We start from the raw sequence: 20,131 nt of genomic DNA, 5'->3' as shown, positions 1-20,131 counted from the left end.
ATTCCTGTGGCAGCGATCAGCGGCGAACCTGATAGCCTGCTTTTTCTCTATCCCAGGTGTCGGGGCCAACGCCGCGATCACGCAGGGCAAACTTTTGAATCTTGCCATTTTCCGTGGTGGGCAAGACTTGGGCAAACTCAATAAAGCGAGGCACCGCAAAGTAGGGCAGACGGCGCTCGCAATGCTGCAGCAGCTCCTCGCAGCTGACCGTGCAATCCGGGCGCAGCACAATCATGGCCATGACTTCATCCTCGGCCAGCTCGGACTTGGCAGCATAGACAGCAACCGTATGGACAGCAGGATGGCTGGCCAAAGCCTGTTCGACTTCGTAGGAGGAAATGTTCTCACCACGACGACGAATCATGTCTTTCAGACGGTCCACAAAGCGGTAATAGCCATCGGCATCACGCACCACGCGGTCACCCGTGTGGAACCACAGGTTTTTCCAGGTCTCCACCGTCTTGTCAGGCTGACCGTAGTAACCCAGCGCGAAGGCATAGGGTTCATCGGCGCGCAGCAACAGCTCACCCACTTCACCGTCTGGCAGCGGGTTGTCGTTTTCATCCACGACCAGCGCCTCAAAGCCTTCAGAGACGCGGCCCATATAGCCATTGCGCTGTTCCTGAATGCCACGGCCCATCACATAGTTGGTTTCGGTAGAGCCAAAGCCATCCAGCAGATGCATGTGGCAGCGCTCCAGAAACTGACTATGAAACTGCTCGGGAACACCTGGGCCCAGCGCAATGCGGGTCTTGTGCAGCTTCTCTGCCGCTGCTTCTGGCTTGGAGAGCAAGATAGGCACCATGGCGCCCAGCAGATAGGTAATCGTCGCGCCGGTTTCGTACAGATTGTCGAAGAAACGGCTGGCCGAGAAACGCTTGTCCACCACCATGCAGGCGTCGCTGACCAGGGCCTGGAAAAACGTGTTCAAGGCATTGGTGTGGAACATGGGCAGGCAGGTGTACAGCACATCATCAGGCTTCATGCCCAGCTTGCTGGCGGTGTAAATACCCCACCAGTAGAACTGGGCGTGAGGGCACTGCACCCCTTTGGAAGGGCCCGAGGTGCCGGAGGTGTACAGAATGGCCAGCGTATCGCCGGGGCCTATATCAGCAGGCTCGCAGTAATCGCCCAAAGCAGGCAAATCGCAGGTGCTCACCGCCAGTGTTTGTGCCGCTTCCTGGCCTTGAATCAACCAGGCTTGCTGGACGGCGGTAGCGCCAAGGTCCACATCGGCCAGCAGCGGCGTCAGATCCGTTTCCACTACCAGCAAACTGGCTTGGCTATTGCACAAGATGTGCTGCAACTGCGCCCCGCGCGAGGCCGTATTGATAGGCACCACAATCGCGCCCAGCCAACCACAACCCAGAACCATATCCAGAAATTCGTGACGGTTGGTACATAGCAGGGCAACGCGGTCGCCACGTTTGATACCAGCCCGGCTCAATCGGCTGGCACTGGCAGCGGCCGTCTGCAAGGTTCGCTGGCCGGTGTAGTGAGTGTTGCGGTCTGAAAACAGCGGAGCATCACCCATGCGCTCTGCGCGCAGGCGCAACAGAGCGGGTACCGTGCGCTGCGTGGCAGGTATTGAAAACAGCGGCAATTCAGAAGCTGGAATGGAATGGGCGTGCATGATCTATCTGTCTCCCGGCCAACGCGCGATCAAGGCGGCAAGCCGATATGCATGGGTGAAATTACTAATATCCTGCAAACAGTATACTGCAATATATTATTTTGAAATTCCTGTCCTTCACCGGAAAAACCCGAAGTAGCAGAGCTCACCAGGCAGTGGTATTTCGCGCAAATCAGGGGCGGAGCAAGGACAGAAAAAGGAGGCGTTTTGCAGACCAGGGCAGTACGGCCAGCAAGACGGTTGATCAGGTTTATGGACGACAGTCGATCAGCAAAAAGCAGGCCAGGCTCACGTGTTTGAGCCAATGTGCTTCACAATGACTTTGAATAAGCCCATATGGGCAACGGGGATAGAACAATGAAGGTATGGCTTAAGTTGGCAACGTGTTGTGCGCTGATGTTGGGTGCACAGGCCCATGCTCAAAACAAGAATGTGACGCTGGTTGTGCCTTACCCACCGGGCGGTGCGGCTGACCAGTTGGCGCGTGTGATTTCCCAGGAAATGGGCACACGTTTTGATCAGAAAGTCATCGTGGAAAACCGCCCTGGTGCGGGTGCCCAGGTTGCCATGAACGTAGTGAAAAACGCCAACCCCAGCTCTTTGGGTACGGTGCTGTTCCTGGCCGATAGCGGTGCTTACTCTCTGAACCGCCACCTGTACCAGCGTCTGAATTACGACGTGGCTACCGACCTGATCCCCATGACGCTGGCTGCCAAGGCACCTGTGTTCCTGCTGGTCAATAAAGACAGCCCCTTCAAGACCGTTCAGGATCTGGTGGCTGCAGGGCAGAAGCAGGAGCTGACATACGGTTCGCCCGGTATGGGTACCGGTACTCACCTTTTGGGCGAGATGCTGCGTAAAGAAACCGGCGCTCGTCTGGTGCACGTGCCTTACAAGGGCGCAGGCCCAGCGTTGATTGATGCCGTCAGCGGCCAGATCGACTTTATTTTTGACGTGCTGACGGGCAGCCGTGGCTTCCTGGAAGATGGCCGCCTGCGCGCGATTGCCGCAGCGACAACGGAGCGCAGCCCTCTGCGTCCAGATGTGCCTACCATTGCCGAAGCCGGTATCCCCAATGTGGCATTCACCATCTGGTGGGGTATTTCGGCCAAAGCTGGTACGCCTGATGAAGACGTGGCCCGCCTGACCGAGCAACTGACGGCTGTCCTGAAAGAGGATGCAGTGGTCAAGAAATTCGTAGACTTCGGTATCCAGATCGAGCCTTCTACTCCCCAAGAGTTTGCTGACCTGATCGAGCACGATGCTCAAGCCATGGGACCAACCATCAAGGCCCTGGAAATCACGCTGGACTAAGACGTGATGGCTTGAAGAAAAAAGGCGCTACGGCGCCTTTTTTGTTGTGTGCGAGTTGCCCCGGAACAATGAGTGGACACTGTCTTCAGCATACTAGACAGTTGCTTGGGCTGAAGGGCTAAACCTTGTCTATGGGTTGCAGCCGGGGCTTTATATTGCCGGTGAGTGAGCAGGAAGCATCGACGGCGGCAGCAATCACAGCCTGTTTCGCAGTTTCCTGCTTATGCTGAATCATTAAGCCAGCAATTCCGCCTGTTTGAGGCAATACGCCGAGCAGCAAATGACCAGATTTTCCATAATTAGATGAGCCGCCTGTTCTTCCTGACGCTCGCTGAAGGCCTGACAAATCGCCTTGGCTCGCTGCATGGTTTCCAGACGGAATTGAGGGTCTTGCAAGCAGGCAATCCGGGCCTGATCGGCTTGGTCATGCAGACGCGCCATCGTATCGACCAGTTGCTTGTTGGGCACCATGCTGATCCAGGCGCTGCGGAACGCCCAGTTGGCCTGAATGTTGTCGATAGGGTCGCCCTGCTGATGCGTGGCTTCAATGCGGCTCAGGGCCTGTTCCATGGCCAGCATGCCCACTCTGCTTTGATTCATGCAGGCCAGCTTGGCGGCTGGTGGCTCCAGTAGCAGGCGCACCGAGAAAATATCTTCAATATCCTGAGCGGTGTAGACCCGCAGCACAAAGCCGCGCGACGTCCCTTCCAGCACCCCTTCGTTTTTCAGTTGCAGCAAGGCTTCACGCACCGGCATGCGCGAGACATTCAGGCTGGCGGCAATTTCGTTATCCACCAGCCGCACATCAAAGCCGATTTTGCCCAAGGCAATGTCCTGGCGCAGCATGCCGTAGACTTGTTCACGGATATTGGGTTCGCGTTTTTTATAAGGATTGGCAGCCATAAGCTCGCCCGGCGCCTGGCGCACGGCAAAAGACTCAAAGGGCTATAGGATACCAAGTAAGCCCAGGGGGCTGACGCGTTTTATGTCAGGCCAAGTTGCAGGATAATAAGTCGTTTTCAGACCAGCACGTAGCAGGAGGGCCAGTCGATGCGGTGGCGGCATGTAGAAATTTTTGATGCGATTTGCCGTGGCGGCTCTTTGACGCAGGCGGCGCAGTTGCTGCATATCTCTCAGCCTGCGGCCAGCAAAATGCTGGCAACCGCAGAAATGCAGCTGGGCTTTCGCTTGTTTGACCGTGTGCGTGGCCGCCTGATCCCCACGCGTGAGGCCAGCATTCTGGCTCCCTACGTTGCGCGTCTGCATCAGAACCTGGATGACGTCAGCCGACTGGCGCGCAATCTGCGCTCTCACCATGAGGGACTGTGGCGTATTGGCAGCAGCCCGGCGTTTGGTCTGGAGCTATTGCCGGTGGCCTTGAGCCGTTGTCGTCAGGCTCATCCGGCCATGAGTTTCGAGCTGCGCACCCATCACAGCGGGGAGCTCTTGCAAGCTCTGGAAACGCGCGACCTGGATATGGTGATGAGCTTTGATCAGGGCGAGTCTTCCGGTGTCCAACAGCAGGTGCTGGCCCATACCGAATTGGTACATGTCACCTTACCGGGCGTTGCGCCTTTGCGTCATTGGGAGGAGATGGCCGAGCGTGCTTTCATCGCTTTGGACGCTGACGATCCTGTCGGTGCGATGGTGGAAGATCTGCTGCAAAGCTATGTCCCCGATGTTGCGCCCTTCATGCGCGTGCAGACTCATTACGTGGCTTGTGGCCTGGTTTTACAACAGGTGGGCGAGGCCCTGGTGGATCTGGTCACAGCCCGAGCCATGCAAGGCCGAGGCCTTGCCATACACCGCTTGCCCGAGCCTTTGCCGATTCCGGTCAGCATTTTGACGGCTCATGATGATGCGGGTTCTGGCTCGCGTGAGCGTGTGCTGGATCACATCCGGCAGGCTCTGCTGGAATGCCGTTTCCCGGACTGAGCAGAAAGTTGATTCCATAACCCAGGGTTATGGAATGCGCCAACTATTCATTGGCGCTCTACAGCGGCCCCCAAGACAATAGAGGCCAGTTATTGGGGGTATTTCCATGCATGTATGTATTATCGGCGCGGGTGTCATTGGCATGAGCACCGCGTTCATGTTGCGCCAGAAAGGGGTGAAGGTCACGGTACTGGAAGCTGGCTCGCAAGTGGCCGGACAGACCAGCTTTGCCAACGGCGGACAGTTAAGCTACAGCTATGTGGCCCCCCTGGCCGATCCGGGCGTGTTCAAGGATTTGCCACGCTGGTTATTGAATAAAGACTCGCCACTGCGCTTCAAGCCTGCGTTGAGCCCGCAGCAATGGCGCTGGCTGCTGCATTTTCTGAAAGCCTGCCGAGGTGATGTGGTGCGTCGTACCACCGCGCAGATGCTGACCTTGTCCTATCTGAGCCGCGATATCCTGCACGACTGGCAAGAGCGCTTCAATCTGGAGTTTGCCCATCAAAACAATGGCAAATTGATTGTGTTCCGCAGTCCCGGCCCGTTCCAGCATGCGCGTGAACAGGCGCAATTGCAGGCGGATATGGGATCGTCACAACAAGTGCTGGAAGCAGCCCAAGTGCTGGAGCTGGAGCCTTCTTTGCAGGCGTTGGGCTCGCGCTTGCAGGGTGCGATTTATACACCTAGCGAAGAAGCGGGCGACGCTTATCTGTTTTCCGTGGCCTTGCACGAGCGCATGCAAAACGACAGCGACTATCAGCTGAAACTGAACACGTCGGTGCAGCGTTTTGTAATGGAAGGGCGCGATGTCCGTGCGGTGCAAACCGCTGAAGGCGAGATTCAGGCGGATCAGTTTGTTGTGGCCAGCGGTATGGGTACGGTGCCTTTACTGCGTCAGCTGGGTGGCCGTCCCCTGATCTACCCCTTGAAGGGTTATAGCTTGAGCCTGCCGCTGGAAGGCTTGAATCAAGCTGTGCCAGCTATCAGCGTGACCGATTATGAACAGCGCATTGTGTACGCCCGTCTGGGTGAAGTGCTGCGTATGGCCGCGATGGTAGATATTGGTTTTGATGGCCTGGATATTCCCGCTGCCCGTATGGCGACCTTGAAGCAGCAGGTGAAGGATCTGTTTCCTGGCCTGCCACTGGAACAGGCACAGACCTGGGCCGGTTTGCGCCCTGCCACGCCGTCGGGCAAGCCGGTTGTGGGGGCCAGCAAGCTGGCAGGTCGCTTGTGGGTGAATGCAGGCCACGGCGCATTGGGCTTTACCTTGGCTTGCGGTAGCGCAGCGATTCTGGCGGCTCACCTGACGGGCGAGGCTGCGCCTATTGATGATGCTCCATTTCGTCCTTAGACCTTGAAGCGGATGATGGGTACGTGGCAATCAATTGTCCGTGGCCGGTCATGGGTTTACGGTAGCAGGGCGTGGTATTGGATGTTGGGTGCGGGGTAATTGGCCGCTAGTAATCAGTAGCGATGATTGCGCACCAGTAGATGGAGATGGGCAAGTTTTCCCTTGGAAGCTTGCCCATTTTTTTTTACGTATTTGTTTTTAGACGGTTGCCCGCAAAACCGGCGTCGCTTTGAAGCCCGCCGTCAGCAACAGGGATAGCCCATAAATGGCTACCGCCAGCACCGGAATCGACCACAGCGCATTGAAATCCAGTGCCGTGAACAGGTAGCGGTACATCAGGTCGATCAGCCAGGGGTGGATCAAATACACCCCCAAGGTCAGCTCCGCCAGATGGGCACTGATACGCGAGTTGATCAAGGGCTGATCCCAGTCACGCAGCAGCAGAATCAGCGCGATGGACATGGGGATGACGGTGATGCTCAGGTAATCGTAAAAGTACGCACCCGTTTGCCTATCGTGCGTGATAGCCAGTGCATAAAAGCCCCAGGCCGTTGCCACGATACTGCCCAGCAGCACCGTAATAGTCAGCCAGCGAGGCACATTCACCGGCACTTTGCGCAGCAGGTAACCGAGCAGGAAATAGGGCAGATAGGACAGGAACCAGGTAAAGAAGGGCGCAGAGTGAGTGTTCAAGTCCGGATTGCTGAGGGTGCTGAGGGCAGAGAGTACAAAGGCCGCTCCGGTCAGCGCGGCCAGCTGCTTCAAGTTGGTGTTCTGGACCATGCGACGCAAAAAGGGCGTGAACAGGTACAGGAACACAATCATGTACAGAAACCAGAGATGGAAATAAGGTCGACCCTGCAGCAGCCGCTCCAGATAGGGATAGGGATCAGCGTCGGGCGTCCACCAGTGCTGCTTGAAGGCCGTCCAGCCCAGATAGAAGGCGGTCCAGAACAGCAGCGGCAGCAAGACGCGCGATGCTCGCTTGCGATAGAACAGCTTCATGCCTTCCTGGGGACGAGGCTCCAGCAAGAGCGCACCGCTGACCATGACGAAGACCGGCACACACCAGCGTGTGGCGGCGTCGTAAAGATTGCCACTCCACCAGTTGGCAGTACCCAACTCGGCATTCAGGACGGCGTAGGCGGCGATATGCAGGCAGACGACGGAGAAAATTGCCACGGTCCGTGCATTGCTGATCCAGTTCATGACAGGACATAAAAATCAGAGACCTCCCCATCCTAACGAGCAGACGTTTCTGATTTGTCCCCCAAATACGGGATTTAGCGTCCAGTTTTATCTGGATGTGACTGCATGGCTGCAGGTTTTCTGTGGATGCAGGCTGGATGAAAACATCCCGCTCTCTTTCGAAGAAGACTGAAAAAGGGTGTATAAATTACCAGCGTTATACGGTTAAATAGCAGGCTTAGCCAGACAGACCAGCCAGGGCATTCCTGCGCGGGCGGCGCTGGGCAGGAGTACGGTGGATGGAGCTGGATGTGAGGGGCTTGGATGTGTTGATTGCCCTGGTCGCCTTGGCGCTGGGTTTGCTGATCGGGCTGTGGCTGCGGGCGCGCATGAGTGCGCCTATTGAGCAGGCCTTGGCGGATCGCTGCGCACGCCTGGAACAAGACTTGGCCCATGCACAGGAGCAGACTCAGGATGCGCAGGACCGGGCAGTGGAGCTGGACAAGGAACTGATACGCCGCGATGCCCAGTTGCAGGCTCAGGAAATGCGCAATCAGGCCATACAAGAGGACCTGGAGCATAGTCGCGAGCAGATGCGTTTGCAGTTCGAGTCCTTGGCTCAGCAGATTCTGGAGGCCAAAGGACAGACCTTGCGTCAGGATAGTCAGCGCACTTTGGATGAAATGCTGCGACCATTCCGGGAGCAATTGGCAGGCTTCCAGCTGCGCGTGAATCAAGTGCACGATGAATCCGTCAAAGGCCAGACCGCCTTGAATCTGGAGCTGCAACGCATGCAGGAAATGGGCCTGCGCATGAGTGCCGAGGCTCACTCCCTGGCGGTGGCGCTGAAGGGCGATAAAAAGACCACCGGCAACTGGGGCGAAACGCAGCTGGAAAAAACGCTGGAAGTGGCCGGTTTGGTGCGAGGCGTCCACTTCGATACACAATGGCAGGCCCGCGACGAGCAAGGCCGCTTGCGATACCCCGACTTCGTGGTGCACCTGCCGCAGGACAAGCATCTGGTGCTCGATTGCAAAGTGTCCCTGGTGGATTATGACCGTGCTATCCGCGCTGAGACTGACGAGGAACGTCAACAAAGCCTGCAAGCGCATGTGCAAGCGCTACGCAATCATATTGATGATCTGGCCTCCAAGGATTACAGCGCCTTGGCAGGCTTGAACAGCCCCGGCTTCGTGTTCATGTACGTGCCCATTGAAGCGGCCTATATGCAGGCTTTGCAGCATCATCATGGCCTGTTTGACTACGGCCTGGGCAAGAACGTCCTGATGGTCTCGCACACAACCTTGCTGCCTATTTTGCGTACCGTAGCCAATATCTGGATGATGGTGCGCAGCAACGAGCAAGCCCATGAATTAAGTCAGCGCGCAGGTGATATCTACAACCAGGTATCCATCCTGGCCGAGCGCCTGAAAAAGCTGGGCGAAACCCTGGGGCAGGCGGGCAAACACTACAACAGCACGGTGACTGCACTGGCCGGCCAGCAAGGCTTGTACGGCAAAGTCAGCCGCTTTGCCGAGCTATCGGCCAGGGCTAAACGGACTCAACCTGGCATTGAGCCCTTGCATACGGATATAGAGCACGAACGTCTGGATTGGGTCTTGCCGGAAGAGGCAGAGCCAGTTCAGGACAAAGAGCCAGATACCTAATCTGGAGCAGGCTTGAGGATATAGGGTAGATTGCAGGCCGAAAAAGCACATGGCGTCCGAGTACGCCGTGTAGCTCACATCGATTTATTGTTTATTCCGCGCGTCGTCGCTCAGGCATGAGCAGGTCCATGAAAGGACACGACTTTGGGCCTTGGCTTTTGCTCTGCCTGCCAAAGATCGTAGTGGGACTGCATGTTGATCCACATTTCGGCACTGGTTCCAAGGGCGTCGCGCAGGCGTAAGGCCATGTCTGCCGAAATACCGGCAGAACCATTGAGAATGCGCGATAAGGCTGCACGCGTTACGCCAAGGCGGGATGCCGCCTCAGTGACACTGAGTTCGCCCAAGTATTCCCGCAAGACTGGGCCGGGGTGGGATGGGTTGTGCATACGCATAATGTTTTCCTAGTGATAGTCCTGGTAGTCCACCAAAACAGCGTCTTCGCCTTCAAAGTAAAAGGTTAGACGCCAGTTTCCGCTAACCGATATTGTGTAGTGATCTTGTACAGATTGGCCTTTGGGGTTTTTGCCAGATAACTTGTGGAGCTTCCATCCGGGGGCGTTCATATCTTCCGCTTGAGTAGCAGAGTGCAGGGCCGTTAACTGAATCTGAAGGCGAACAGCATGCTTGGCTTGAATGCCGGATTTGGAGCCGGTTTCAAAGTAAGCCTGAAGACCCTTGTGTCGGAAGCTCTTAATCATTTGTATAGTGTATATGATCACTATACGATATGCAAATATTGACGTTATTCTTGGCCTATTTGCTGTTTCGCCTGGGGTTGAGTTTTTGAACTGGCTGAGGGGCGTTGAGGCTGGTTTAGTGCGGTCGATGGCTTTTATGGTTGAGCGCCATCATCCTGCTCAATAAGCTCCAGCCACTGCTCCACCAATTGCGGTGCGCTGAACAGATAGCCTTGCAGTGCATGGCAGCCGCGACGCAGCAGAAATTCTTTTTGCTGCTCGTTTTCCACACCCTCGGCCACGACATGCAGGCCTAGCTGTCTTGCCATCGCCAGCACGGTGCGCACAATGGCGTTGGCTTCTTGCTCCATGGGGACTCCCAGGATCAGGCTGCGGTCCATTTTCAGCTCGTATAGCGGTAGGCGACGGATGGCGGCCAGGTTGGAATAGCCAGTGCCAAAGTCGTCCATGGAAAAACGGATGCCCAGATCTTTCAGCTCGCGCATCATGGTGTTGGCGGAGGAAAAGTCTTCCATCAGCACGCCTTCGGTGATTTCAAAGATCAGGCGATGGGCCGGTGCGCCGCTGGTCTCCAGGATCTGGCGTGTACGGCGGGCAAAGTCAGGGCGGCGGAATTGAATCGGGCTGACGTTGATGGAAATGGGGAAGCTGCATCCCTGAGTTTGTAGCAGCAGATCACAGACGGATGCCATGATCCAGTCCCCCAAGGGGGTGATCAAGTCCGTGCTTTCGGCCAGCGGAATGAACAGGTTGGGTGTCAGCATGCCGCGTGTCGGGTGCAGCCAGCGCAGCAGCACTTCGGCCCCGCAGATGCGGTTTTGCTTGTCGTACTGGGACTGGACAAACAGGCGCAACTGATCCGAACCAATGGCAAATCGCAGGTCGTGTTGCAGGCTCAGGTGTTCTTCAAGCGCCTCTTGCATGCCAGGTTCGTACAAGGTGATCTGGTTGCGGCCATTCTCCTTGGAGCGATACATGGCGGTGTCGGCCTGACGCATCAGGTCCTCAGAGGTCAGAGTGCTGTCGGTAATCAGTGCCAGGCCAATACTGCTGCTGCTCAGATAGGAGTGGCCTTCGATGCTGTAGGGCTCCTCCAGGCGGGTGCGTACCAATTCGGCAAACTCCAGGGCCTCCTTGTAGCAGTCACGCACAGTGCCGGGATGCAGAATTTTCAGGATGACGAATTCGTCCCCGCCCAGACGGGCCACGATGTCTTGGGGATCAATCATCAAGGAAAGGCGGCGCGCCACTTTGCGCAGCAAGGCATCACCAATGGCGTGGCCGCGTGCATCATTGATGTGCTTGAAACGATCCAGATCCAGGAAATACAAGGCACCCGGCCGCTTGTACGGCTCGATGGTCTGCAGATGACGCTCCAGGCGCTGCAGCAACAAACGGCGGTTGGGTAGCTCGGTCAGTGGGTCGTAGAACGCCAGACGGTAGTTCTCCGACTGGGTGGCCTTCAAGGCCGAGATATTGGTGGAAATACAGTACAGATTGGTTTGTCGGGTCTCGGGGTCTTTGACCGGCATTTTGATGGAGAAGAATGTCGCGCGTATATCGCCTTTCCGGTCGCGCACCACTTCCTCTACCGCCAGGCGCTCCCCGCTATACAGCACCTGCTCGTCGTTATGCCGGAATTCGTTAATGGTCTGCTTGTTGGCGTACAGGTCCTGATCGGTTTTGCCCACAATGCTGACCGTGGTGTAGTTCAGGTCCTCGCACAGCTTGCGGTTGGCATATTGATAACGAAACTGGTCGTCCTTGATGTAGACGTAGGCATCAATCGCATCCAGCACGGTATGCAGATGGTGCTCGGTACGGACCAGCTTCTTGCGCTGACGACGCAGGCCGATGCGCATCAGGGTGACGGTCAGCAGGGCAATGGTCAGCAAGACGCCCAGCGTCAGCAAGGCGGGAATAATCCAGGGCTTGGTCGGTTTTTCGATCAGGCGCAGGCCCCACTGATTCAGTGTTTCTGTATAGAACGGGTCGTTATTGTCTTGCCATTGCTTGATGTTCGCATCAATGGCGGCCAGCAAATCCAGGTGGCGGTCCTTGGCTGTGACAAAGTAAGTATTGGTAGGCTCCAGCCGGATAGGGGCGGTTTTCAGGCCATGTTCGCCGGCATGACGCACCCCAAATAAATGGCCGACTACGGCGGCGTCGGCCTGTTTGCTCTGGACCAGTTTCAGTGCGTTGTACTGGGAATCGGTAATGACCAGCTTGGAACCCAGCTCCAGTTTTTGCAAAATATTGTAGAGCTGGGTTAATTGCAGGGTTCCGCTCATGACGGCAATGCGTTTGCCATTGAGGTCATTTAGGGCGCCAATGTGGGTGCCTTTGCCCGTAAATATCTGTGACCAGTCCTCCAGCACGGCTCGGCTGTGGTAGCTGTATAAGGCGGCTCGTTCGGGAGAGTAGGCCAGGCCTGGCACGATATCGAGCAGGTCATTTTGTAGGGCATTGAGGCATTGTTGCCATTCGCATTGCACGGCTTCCAGTGTCCAGCCTTCGCGCTTGGCAATTTCCAGCAGCAGCTCGCCCATAATGCCGCCGGGGCGTGCCTGGCTGTCCAAGAGGAGTTTGGGCGGGTTTTCGTAGATTCCCACCCGTACGATGTGTTGCTGGGAGTGGGGGGCGGCATGGATGGGGGTCGACACAAACCCCAGAGCGACCAGCATGCCTAGCATGTATATTGCCCTGCGCAGCGATAGAGTAAAAAGGCGGGGCAAATTCATAGGGTAATAGCTGCGTAAAGCAGGTAATCAGGGGCGGGTGCGGTCATGCAACAATGATGTGACTAATTTAACTGAATATCGAGATGTGGGGCGGATGCGTGCCGTATTTCGGGGATAAATAGCAGGAGCAGGCTAATGGCGGATTGTGAAACGGTAGAGGTGTGTGTTAAGGGGCGGGTGCAGGGCGTCGGGTTTCGAGCCAGTGCCTTGCGCCATGCTCATTTGTATGGCGTCAAAGGCTGGGTCAGCAATGCCGGTGATGGTTCGGTTGAGCTGCTGTTGCAAGGCAGTGCCGATGCCATAGACAGTATGGTGAGCTGGCTGTATATCGGCCCGGAACAGGCGGTGGTTGAACACGTGGATATACAGCGCTCTTATACCGATAAGCGGTACGATTTTTTTGAGATTCGCTAACAAGCGCGAGCGGCGGTGTCAGCGCTGAGTGGGCCTGCCCCCAAAAAGAAATAATTATAGTTATTTGCGGGCAAACCCTAGGAAAACATTTGTTTTTTTTGACGTTCTCCAGATTAACATGCGTTTTATTGTGTTGAGGTCTGAGTAGGACGACAAATGGAGCCCTTGTTGCGTTTGCAGCGTATCTTGCCTGGCCTGACGCCCGAGTTGCGTCGCGCTGCTCAATGGGTGGAGCGCCACCCGGTTGAAGTCAGCCTGTGGTCCATGCGCAAACAGGCGCAGGAGTTGTCCGTTGCTCCGGCAACCATGCTGCGTCTGGCCAAGGCGGCGGGCTATGAAAGCTATGACTGCTTTCGTGAGCCGTTTCAGCAGGCTTTGCATCGCAATGGCGGCACGATGGCAGCGCGGGCCCAGAATTTGCAAGGCAACCGGGCTTCAGAGCAACAAACACGGTACTTGGGGGAGCAACAGGAGATGGCCCTGGAGTCTGTCCTGCGGCTCAATTCGGTCAGCGTTCTGGACGCTTGTGCCCAGGCGATTCTGGGTGCTTCCAAAGTGGGTTTCATGGGTTTGGGAGTGAGCTTTGCCTGTGCGTTCCAGATGCATTATGCGTATCAATTGATACGCGGTAATGGCGTCTTGCTGAACCGGGCGGTGGACTTGTTTCTGGAACTGGAAGCGGGTCTGGACAGCGGGGGGGTGCTGCTTGTGATCAGCCAGACCCCGTATGTGAAAGCCGTGGTCAATAGTGTGCAGCAGGCGGTGCAGCGTGGCATTACCGTGGTCGCCATAACGGACAGCGTGCTCTCTCCGGTGGCGCAGGGAGCCGAGCATGTCTTGTTGTTTGATGCGCAGACCAGCGAGCAACCAGCGGCCAGTTTTTTTCATTCTCTAGTGGGCACCGTCACGGTTGCCGAGCATTTGTTGGCACGAATTGCCACCTTGGGTGGCAAGACGGTGGTGCAGCGCCTGGCGCAGCTGGAGTCTTCATTTCGAAGTCAGGGAGTTTATTGGCAACAGGACGAAGCGGTTGGTTCCGCTCCGTCTACGTAAAGAAACCGGTCTTACCGGCTATACAAACAGGGGAGACCCCCATGGGAGACACAAAGATGGAACACATTAGCAAAAAAACAGGCAAGAAAACGGTATGGGCGCTGAGTGCAACAGCGGCCATGTGCGCCATGTTGCTCAGCCCCTTGCCTGCCAGCGCCCAGCAGAAGTTTGTCAGTATCGGGACGGGTGGTGTGACCGGGGTGTATTACGCGGCGGGTGGCGCGATTTGCCGTCTGGTCAATAAGGATCGGGGTACTGACGGTGTGCGTTGCTCGGTGGAATCCACGGGCGGTTCGGTCTTTAACGTCAACACCATCAAGGCGGGCGAGCTGGACCTGGGCGTGGTGCAGTCTGATGTGGGCTACAACGCGTACAACGGTGAAGGCCAGTTCAAGGATGGCGGGGCTTACAAGAAGCTACGCTCGGTATTCTCCATTCATCCGGAGCCCTTTACGGTGCTGTCTCGCAAAGAGGCCAATGTCAGCAAGTTTGACGACTTCAAGGGCAAGCGTTTTAACGTAGGCAATCCGGGTTCGGGCACGCGCGCCTCTATGGATCAGTTGCTGCAGGCCATGGGGCTGGATAACAGCTTTTTCTCGCTGGCCTCGGAGCTGCGCCCGGACGAGCACGGCCCGGCACTGTGTGACGGCAAGATTGACGGCTTTATCTATGGCGTAGGCCATCCCTCGGCCAATATTCAGGATCCCACCACCTCTTGCGGCGCCAAGCTGGTGCCTCTGACCGGTCCTGCGGTGGACAAGCTGGTCGAGACTTATCCCTACTACGCCAAGGTTGCGATTCCCGGCGGCCTGTACCCCAATAATCCTGACGACGTTCAGACCTATGGCGTTCTGGCAACCTTTGTGACGTCCGAGGATGTGCCCGAAGAGTCCGTCTACAACGTCGTCAAGGCGGTGTTCGACAACTTTGATGACTTCAAGCGTCTGCATCCTGCATTGGCGAATCTGAAGAAAGAGGACATGGTCAAAAATGGCCTGTCTGCTCCTTTGCACAAAGGGGCTGAAAAGTACTTCAAGGAAAAAGGGCTGCTGTAAGACAGTCTGATTGACACCAGGCTGGCTGTGCCAGCCTGGCCGCAAGTGCCATGGCCATAGCTGTGGCCTTGCCTCTGGTCTGGAGGACCTGGGCGAATCAGCCCAGGTAGATCGGGTGCTTTGCCGGCGGTGTCGGCGGTGCCGGTGCTCTATGCCAGGTTTTCCTGGAGACGAATGTAAATGACACAACAAGAACATAAAAAAGCGGGGCCGGACATGGCCCTGACACAGGATGAAACGGCTGAACTGGAAAAACTGGTTGCCGATGTCGATCGTGGTGGCCGTTCTGTGGCAGGTGCCGCAGGTATGGTTTTGTTTTTGGCTGCAATAGGCTGGTCCTTGTTTCAGCTTTGGTATGCCTCTCCGCTGCCGTTTGCCCTAAATCTGGGCATTTTCAATGACACTGAAGCGCGAGCCCTGCATTTGGGCATCGCCATGTTCCTGGCTTATCTGGCTTTCCCTGCCCGCAAGCAGTCCGCACGGGACAGAATTCCGATTCATGACTGGCTCTTGGCCCTGATTGCGGCCTTTTGCGGCTCGTATTTGTTCTTTTTCTATAAAGAGCTGGCGACGCGCCCCGGTATCCCCACCACGATGGATGTGGTGGTGGCCAGTATGGGCCTGGTGTTGCTGCTGGAGGCGACGCGGCGCTCGTTGGGCGCACCCATGGCGGTGCTGGCGATTGTGTTTATTGCCTATATTTTTCTGGGGCCCTGGCTGCCTGATGCCTTGTCTCACCGGGGCGCCTCCTTACAGCGCCTGGTCTCGCATATGTGGCTGACCACGGAGGGCGTGTACGGGGTTGCGCTGGGCGTTTCGGTCTCGTACATCTTTATTTTTGTACTGCTTGGCTCCTTGCTGGATCGCTGTGGGGCGGGCAATTACATGATGCAGGTCTCGTTTGCCTTGCTGGGACATTTGCGGGGCGGGCCAGCCAAAGTGGCTGTGGTCTCCTCGGCCGTGAACGGGATTGTGTCGGCTTCTTCCGTTGCCAATGTGGTGACGGGCGGTATTTTCACCATTCCCCTGATGAAAAAAGCGGGCTACGGCGGTATTCGGGCCGGGGCGATTGAAACAGCCTCGTCCGTCAATGGTCAGATCATGCCGCCTGTCATGGGGGCGGCTGCCTTTTTGATGATTGAATATGTCGGCATCCCTTACACCGAGATCATTCGTCATGCGCTGCTGCCTGCGGTGATTTCATACATCGCACTGTTTTATATCGTGCACCTGGAAGCGCTGAAGCTGGGTATTCAACCCATGATGGCCTCTGGCAAGCCCAAGACCTTTACGCAGAAACTGGCAGGGTGGGGCATGGGCACGGCCGGCACCTTGATTGTGATGGGGCTGGTCTACTGGATAGGTGTCGGCGTGCAGGCCGTAGCCGGTGAGGCAGCGATCTGGATTTTGCTGCTTTTGCTGCTGGTGCTGTATGTGTTTTTGCTGAAAGTGGCCGCGGACCACGAAGATCTGCCCACCGACATTAATGTGAACACGCCGGTGCGCCCCGAGCCGTGGCCTACCGTACGTGCTGGTTTGTATTTCCTGATTCCGATCGGCATTTTGGTCTGGTGCCTGAGCGTCGAGGTCATGTCCGCCGGTCTGTCGGCTTTCTGGGCGGTAGTGGCCATGTTGTTTCAGATGGCCACGCAGCGTCCCATCATCGCCTGGTTTCGCAAGCAGGCAACGGCTCAGCCGCTGCGCCAGGGTATCAGCGAGGTATGGACAGGACTGCAGGAAGGCGCCCGCAATATGGTGGGTATCGGGATTGCCTGCGGGACCGCTGGCCTGATTGTGGGAGCCATTACCCTGACCGGGCTGGGCCTGCGCATGACAGCCTTTGTGGAGCTGGTCTCCATGGGCAATGTGCTGGTGATGCTGTTCTTTACCGCCGCTGTGTGTCTGGTTTTGGGTTTGGGCATGCCCACCACCGCCAACTACATTCTGATGGCGACGTTGATGGCTCCCGTCGTGGTGGAGCTGGGGGCGCAAAGCGGAATGGTGATACCGCTGATTGCCGTCCATATGTTCGTGTTCTATTACGGGATCATGGCGGATATTACGCCGCCGGTGGGGCTGGCGACCTTTGCGGCCGCTGCCATTTCAGGAGAGGACCCGATCAAGACCGGGGTGCAGGGCGTCACTTATGCGATGCGTACGGCGGTACTGCCCTTCATGTTCATCTTCAACCCCATGCTCTTGTTGATCGGCATACACAGTGCCTGGGAGTTGGTCCTGGTCGTGGTGGGCGCAACCGTGGCCTCTCTGGCATTTGCGGCGGCAACAATGGGCTGGTTGCGTATCAAAACCAGCTGGCTGGAGACGATCCTGCTGTTGCTGGCCACGTTCATGCTGTTCCGTCCGGACTGGTTCATGGACCATGTCAGCGAGAAGTACCAAAGTCGTCCCGCTTCCGAGTTGATGCAGGTGGTGCAGAACACCCCCGACGGGGGCAATCTGGTGGTCCAACTGGCCGGGATGAACCTGGAAGGCAAGGATTTGCAGAAAACAGTTGCCGTGTCCCTGCCGGCCTTGCCGGAAGGGGATCAGGCTACGGGTCTGGCCGCGGCCAGCAAGCGCCTGTCCTTGGCAGGTCTGACGGTCATGGCGTTTGGCGACACGGCGCAAGTGGCGTCGGTTGCCTTTGGCAGCTCGGCGCGCAGGGCCGGATGGGAGCAGGGCTGGGATATCCAGCAGGTTAAAGTGCCGCACCCCGATCGTCCTTCCGAGTTCTGGGTATTTCTTCCTGCCTTCCTGATTTTGATCGGGTTATGGACAAGGCAGGGTGTACGTATGCGGCGTGCTTTGCCGCCGCACGGTACGGCCCAAACCTGATTGCAATGATGGCAAGAGCCAGCCGCCCCTGTGGCGGCTGGTAGTACACTGATGGCCCTGGATTTCAGGCCCGCTGCGCAAGCGGGCCGTTTTCTGTTTGGCTTTTGTCATGGCACCGATCAGTAACGCTCCGCCCGTACCCTCGCGTAATGGGGTCAGTCCCAGCAAAGTATGGTGCCCGCGCGGTCCCTGGACATCGCTGGACGCTTTCCTCCTGGAGCGCTTTCCACATATGGACCCGGACGTATTGCGAGAGCGCCTGGCGCGGGGCGATATTCTGGATCAGAACGGCGTGCCGCAGCAGCCGGGCTCCAGCTATCAGCCCGATCGTTGGCTGTGGTATTTCCGCATGGTGGAGAACGAAGCGGTTGTGCCTTTCGAAATGCCTGTTCTGTACGTGGATGATCGTCTGATTGCGGTGGACAAGCCGCATTTTCTGGCAACAACGCCGGGCGGGCGCTACTTGTACGAAACTGCGCTGACTCGTCTGCGCAGGGACTTTGCAGAGGATGGCATCAGCCCCATCCATAGGCTGGACAGGGAAACGGCGGGTATCTTGCTGTTCTGCCGTGACCCAGCGGCTCGCGGGGCCTATCAGTCATTGTTTCAGCAGGGCGGGATCGAGAAGGAATATGAAGCCGTCGCACCGTTTCAGGACAAACTGGCAAATGGGCTGGTGTACAGCAGCTGCATGAAGGAAGTGCCGGGCCGTTTCGTGATGGAAGAGGTCGCTGGCGAGCCAAACAGCAGTACTGAAATTCTGTGTGAGCGCCAGTGGCACAATGGGCAAGGGCAGCATTTGGCGCTGTATCGCTTGCGCCCTCATAGTGGCCGTAAACACCAGCTGCGGGTGCATCTGAGCAGCCTGGGGGCACCTATCATCAATGATGTGTTTTATCCCGAGCTGCTGCCGGAGCGCGAAGCGGACGACTTCAGCCAGCCCTTGCAGTTACTGGCACGGCATATTGCTTTTGTAGACCCTTTAACGGGTCAGCCACGGCGTTTCAGCAGTCAGCGTCAGCTGGAGCTGGCTTAGTGGGGGATGTGTTTGCAAAGAGTGGCCACCAATTGCAAATTGGAACCATAGACGTCCCTGCACAAGCGAATTCTGCAGTGCAGGTGGAGAAGCTAAGCTAAGCCTAGCGCATCAAGAGCCAACGCTGACGAGCGGCAAGTGATAACTTCAATCCTGATTCTTGGTTTGGATTAGTAATCGTGGAAAATACCCTCGATTTCCTCGTGTTCCAGCTTGCTGGCCAGACACAGCATCAACAAGATTCGGGCTTTTTGCGCGGGCAGATAATGCGCGGCGATAGTGTGATGGTCTTCATCGTAAGCGCTGTCGGTCACTGGCCCTGCGTGGATACGAGAGGCCCGCACGCAGACCACTCCCAGTCGGTGCGCCCGGCTGACGCCTTCCAGCGCTCCGGGGGTCAGGCTGCCGTTGCCGGTTGCCGCCACCACAATGCCTTGCACACCGCTTTGTGCTGCGTGGCGATACAGTTCCGCCAGCGTATCGGGGTGATCGTAAAAGATCTGAACTTTAGGCAAGCTGTGCAAGGAGCGCACATCGAACAGGCTGCTGTGTGTGTGGGGCAGCAGGCTGCGCATCATGAAACGTGGCTGGCCGCCTGCAACCAGACCCAGAGGGCCGGCATCGGGTGAGCCGAAGGCGCTGGTCAGGGTGGTGTGTTGCTTGCTCAGGAAACGGGCGCTGTGTATCTGGTCGTTGAGCAGCACCAGCACGCCCTGATCCTGTGCCAGCGAAGAGCAGGCTACTTGCACGGCTTGATACAGATTCAGCGGACCGTCTGCGCTCAGGGCCGAGGCCGGGCGCATGGCAGCCACCATGACCACGGGCTTGTCGGTTTTCAGAGTCAGATGCAGGAAAAAAGCGCTTTCTTCCAGCGTATCGGTGCCGTGTGTCACTACTGCGCCGTTGATGTCCGGCCGTGCCAGCAGTTCATTGAGCTTGTGGGACAGCTCCAGCAACATCAGCGAGCCCATGGCCCGGCTGTCCACATTGAACACCTGATGGCATTCCAGATCGGCTAGTTCATTAATGCCGGGCACGGCTTGCAGCAGCGTGTGCACGCCCTGGGTGATGTCGTAATCGGTCAGGCCAGTATTGGACTGGGTGGTGGCGGCAATCGTGCCGCCGGTGCCCACCAGAGCCAGTTTGGGGCGTATTGGCATGTGAGAGTGCTCCGCGTCCAGTTGTTGCGTCAGGGGGTGCGGAGA

The 20,131-nt window shown here is 57.0% G+C and carries 16 protein-coding genes; 9 read left to right on the top strand and 7 right to left on the bottom strand.

Annotation, left to right across the window (positions count from 1 at the left end):
* Positions 1 to 16 precede the first annotated feature (16 nt).
* Positions 17 to 1,633: an ATP-dependent acyl-CoA ligase gene (locus Q9R35_RS16445; protein ID WP_311220135.1), complete on the bottom strand. Its 1,617-nt coding sequence runs from the start codon at positions 1,631 to 1,633 to the stop codon at positions 17 to 19.
* A gap of 357 nt (positions 1,634 to 1,990) precedes the next feature.
* Here Q9R35_RS16445 and Q9R35_RS16440 point away from each other — a divergent pair, with 357 nt between their 5' ends.
* Positions 1,991 to 2,947 (top strand): tripartite tricarboxylate transporter substrate binding protein, encoded by a 957-nt coding sequence (locus Q9R35_RS16440; protein WP_063691048.1) that lies wholly within the window; start codon positions 1,991 to 1,993, stop codon positions 2,945 to 2,947.
* Positions 2,948 to 3,181: 234 nt separating this feature from the next.
* Here the strand turns inward: Q9R35_RS16440 and Q9R35_RS16435 are convergent, their stop codons facing one another.
* Complete coding sequence (locus Q9R35_RS16435) at positions 3,182 to 3,850, bottom strand: GntR family transcriptional regulator (protein WP_026483814.1); 669 nt, start codon at positions 3,848 to 3,850, stop codon at positions 3,182 to 3,184.
* Positions 3,851 to 3,997: 147 nt separating this feature from the next.
* Here Q9R35_RS16435 and Q9R35_RS16430 point away from each other — a divergent pair, with 147 nt between their 5' ends.
* Both Q9R35_RS16430 and Q9R35_RS16425 read left to right on the top strand, forming a co-directional pair.
* A complete protein-coding gene (locus Q9R35_RS16430) occupies positions 3,998 to 4,882 on the top strand; it encodes a LysR family transcriptional regulator (RefSeq protein ID WP_042484657.1) in 885 nt (294 codons plus the stop codon).
* 106 nt (positions 4,883 to 4,988) lie between these two features.
* The gene (locus Q9R35_RS16425) at positions 4,989 to 6,236 is read left to right on the top strand and encodes a D-amino acid dehydrogenase (protein ID WP_042484654.1); all 1,248 of its coding nucleotides are present in this window, start codon (positions 4,989 to 4,991) and stop codon (positions 6,234 to 6,236) included.
* A 198-nt stretch (positions 6,237 to 6,434) separates the two neighbouring features.
* Here Q9R35_RS16425 and Q9R35_RS16420 read toward each other — a convergent pair whose 3' ends face one another.
* Positions 6,435 to 7,445 (bottom strand): acyltransferase family protein, encoded by a 1,011-nt coding sequence (locus tag Q9R35_RS16420; protein WP_311220134.1) that lies wholly within the window; start codon positions 7,443 to 7,445, stop codon positions 6,435 to 6,437.
* Positions 7,446 to 7,723: 278 nt separating this feature from the next.
* Here Q9R35_RS16420 and rmuC point away from each other — a divergent pair, with 278 nt between their 5' ends.
* Entirely contained in the window at positions 7,724 to 9,091 is a 1,368-nt protein-coding gene (rmuC, locus tag Q9R35_RS16415; protein WP_311220133.1) for a DNA recombination protein RmuC, read from the top strand.
* 110 nt (positions 9,092 to 9,201) lie between these two features.
* Here rmuC and Q9R35_RS16410 read toward each other — a convergent pair whose 3' ends face one another.
* The 3 genes from Q9R35_RS16410 to Q9R35_RS16400 form a co-directional block, all read right to left on the bottom strand.
* The gene (locus tag Q9R35_RS16410) at positions 9,202 to 9,486 is read right to left on the bottom strand and encodes a HigA family addiction module antitoxin (RefSeq protein ID WP_026483809.1); all 285 of its coding nucleotides are present in this window, start codon (positions 9,484 to 9,486) and stop codon (positions 9,202 to 9,204) included.
* 9 nt (positions 9,487 to 9,495) lie between these two features.
* Positions 9,496 to 9,792, bottom strand: coding sequence for a type II toxin-antitoxin system RelE/ParE family toxin (locus Q9R35_RS16405; protein WP_035268575.1), 297 nt, complete (start codon positions 9,790 to 9,792; stop codon positions 9,496 to 9,498).
* 134 nt (positions 9,793 to 9,926) lie between these two features.
* Positions 9,927 to 12,485 carry an EAL domain-containing protein gene (locus Q9R35_RS16400; protein ID WP_311220132.1) on the bottom strand — a complete coding sequence of 853 codons (2,559 nt, stop codon included), beginning with the start codon at positions 12,483 to 12,485 and terminating at the stop codon, positions 9,927 to 9,929.
* A gap of 183 nt (positions 12,486 to 12,668) precedes the next feature.
* On the opposite strand from Q9R35_RS16400, the gene Q9R35_RS16395 reads away from it, so the two are divergent.
* The 5 genes from Q9R35_RS16395 to Q9R35_RS16375 all read left to right on the top strand — a co-directional run bounded on the left by Q9R35_RS16395 (position 12,669) and on the right by Q9R35_RS16375 (position 18,926).
* Complete coding sequence (locus tag Q9R35_RS16395; RefSeq protein ID WP_045930570.1) at positions 12,669 to 12,947, top strand: acylphosphatase; 279 nt, start codon at positions 12,669 to 12,671, stop codon at positions 12,945 to 12,947.
* 156 nt (positions 12,948 to 13,103) lie between these two features.
* Positions 13,104 to 14,000, top strand: a complete 897-nt coding sequence (locus Q9R35_RS16390; RefSeq protein ID WP_042484636.1) for a MurR/RpiR family transcriptional regulator — start codon at positions 13,104 to 13,106, stop codon at positions 13,998 to 14,000.
* A 56-nt stretch (positions 14,001 to 14,056) separates the two neighbouring features.
* On the top strand, positions 14,057 to 15,055 hold the full coding sequence (locus Q9R35_RS16385) for a TAXI family TRAP transporter solute-binding subunit (RefSeq protein WP_096917411.1): 999 nt from the start codon (positions 14,057 to 14,059) through the stop codon (positions 15,053 to 15,055).
* A 216-nt stretch (positions 15,056 to 15,271) separates the two neighbouring features.
* Positions 15,272 to 17,890, top strand: a complete 2,619-nt coding sequence (locus Q9R35_RS16380) for a TRAP transporter fused permease subunit (protein ID WP_086046168.1) — start codon at positions 15,272 to 15,274, stop codon at positions 17,888 to 17,890.
* A gap of 109 nt (positions 17,891 to 17,999) precedes the next feature.
* Positions 18,000 to 18,926 carry a pseudouridine synthase gene (locus Q9R35_RS16375; RefSeq protein ID WP_311220131.1) on the top strand — a complete coding sequence of 309 codons (927 nt, stop codon included), beginning with the start codon at positions 18,000 to 18,002 and terminating at the stop codon, positions 18,924 to 18,926.
* Positions 18,927 to 19,096: 170 nt separating this feature from the next.
* On the opposite strand, the gene Q9R35_RS16370 is transcribed toward Q9R35_RS16375, so the two are convergent.
* Positions 19,097 to 20,086 (bottom strand): asparaginase, encoded by a 990-nt coding sequence (locus tag Q9R35_RS16370; RefSeq protein ID WP_311220130.1) that lies wholly within the window; start codon positions 20,084 to 20,086, stop codon positions 19,097 to 19,099.
* Positions 20,087 to 20,131 lie beyond the last annotated feature (45 nt).

Origin of the sequence: Alcaligenes sp. AB3 (assembly GCF_031844565.1) — a bacterium.
Classification (GTDB): Bacteria; Pseudomonadota; Gammaproteobacteria; order Burkholderiales; family Burkholderiaceae_B; genus Alcaligenes; species Alcaligenes faecalis.
The sequence above is the reverse complement of the archived record's forward strand: the minus strand, read 5'-3'. Positions and strand labels throughout refer to the sequence as shown.

What these genes read in the sequence shown, in the direction of transcription:
- Q9R35_RS16405 (WP_035268575.1), bottom strand. Translation starts at nt 9,792, where the DNA reads ATGATTAAGAGCTTCCGACACAAGGGTCTTCAGGCTTACTTTGAAACC.
- rmuC (WP_311220133.1), top strand. Translation starts at nt 7,724, where the DNA reads ATGGAGCTGGATGTGAGGGGCTTGGATGTGTTGATTGCCCTGGTCGCC.
- Q9R35_RS16385 (WP_096917411.1), top strand. Translation starts at nt 14,057, where the DNA reads ATGGAACACATTAGCAAAAAAACAGGCAAGAAAACGGTATGGGCGCTG.
- Q9R35_RS16395 (WP_045930570.1), top strand. Translation starts at nt 12,669, where the DNA reads ATGGCGGATTGTGAAACGGTAGAGGTGTGTGTTAAGGGGCGGGTGCAG.
- Q9R35_RS16430 (WP_042484657.1), top strand. Translation starts at nt 3,998, where the DNA reads ATGCGGTGGCGGCATGTAGAAATTTTTGATGCGATTTGCCGTGGCGGC.
- Q9R35_RS16425 (WP_042484654.1), top strand. Translation starts at nt 4,989, where the DNA reads ATGCATGTATGTATTATCGGCGCGGGTGTCATTGGCATGAGCACCGCG.
- Q9R35_RS16410 (WP_026483809.1), bottom strand. Translation starts at nt 9,486, where the DNA reads ATGCGTATGCACAACCCATCCCACCCCGGCCCAGTCTTGCGGGAATAC.
- Q9R35_RS16390 (WP_042484636.1), top strand. Translation starts at nt 13,104, where the DNA reads ATGGAGCCCTTGTTGCGTTTGCAGCGTATCTTGCCTGGCCTGACGCCC.
- Q9R35_RS16420 (WP_311220134.1), bottom strand. Translation starts at nt 7,445, where the DNA reads ATGAACTGGATCAGCAATGCACGGACCGTGGCAATTTTCTCCGTCGTC.
- Q9R35_RS16445 (WP_311220135.1), bottom strand. Translation starts at nt 1,633, where the DNA reads ATGCACGCCCATTCCATTCCAGCTTCTGAATTGCCGCTGTTTTCAATA.
- Q9R35_RS16375 (WP_311220131.1), top strand. Translation starts at nt 18,000, where the DNA reads ATGGCACCGATCAGTAACGCTCCGCCCGTACCCTCGCGTAATGGGGTC.
- Q9R35_RS16440 (WP_063691048.1), top strand. Translation starts at nt 1,991, where the DNA reads ATGAAGGTATGGCTTAAGTTGGCAACGTGTTGTGCGCTGATGTTGGGT.
- Q9R35_RS16370 (WP_311220130.1), bottom strand. Translation starts at nt 20,086, where the DNA reads ATGCCAATACGCCCCAAACTGGCTCTGGTGGGCACCGGCGGCACGATT.
- Q9R35_RS16435 (WP_026483814.1), bottom strand. Translation starts at nt 3,850, where the DNA reads ATGGCTGCCAATCCTTATAAAAAACGCGAACCCAATATCCGTGAACAA.
- Q9R35_RS16400 (WP_311220132.1), bottom strand. Translation starts at nt 12,485, where the DNA reads ATGCTAGGCATGCTGGTCGCTCTGGGGTTTGTGTCGACCCCCATCCAT.
- Q9R35_RS16380 (WP_086046168.1), top strand. Translation starts at nt 15,272, where the DNA reads ATGGCCCTGACACAGGATGAAACGGCTGAACTGGAAAAACTGGTTGCC.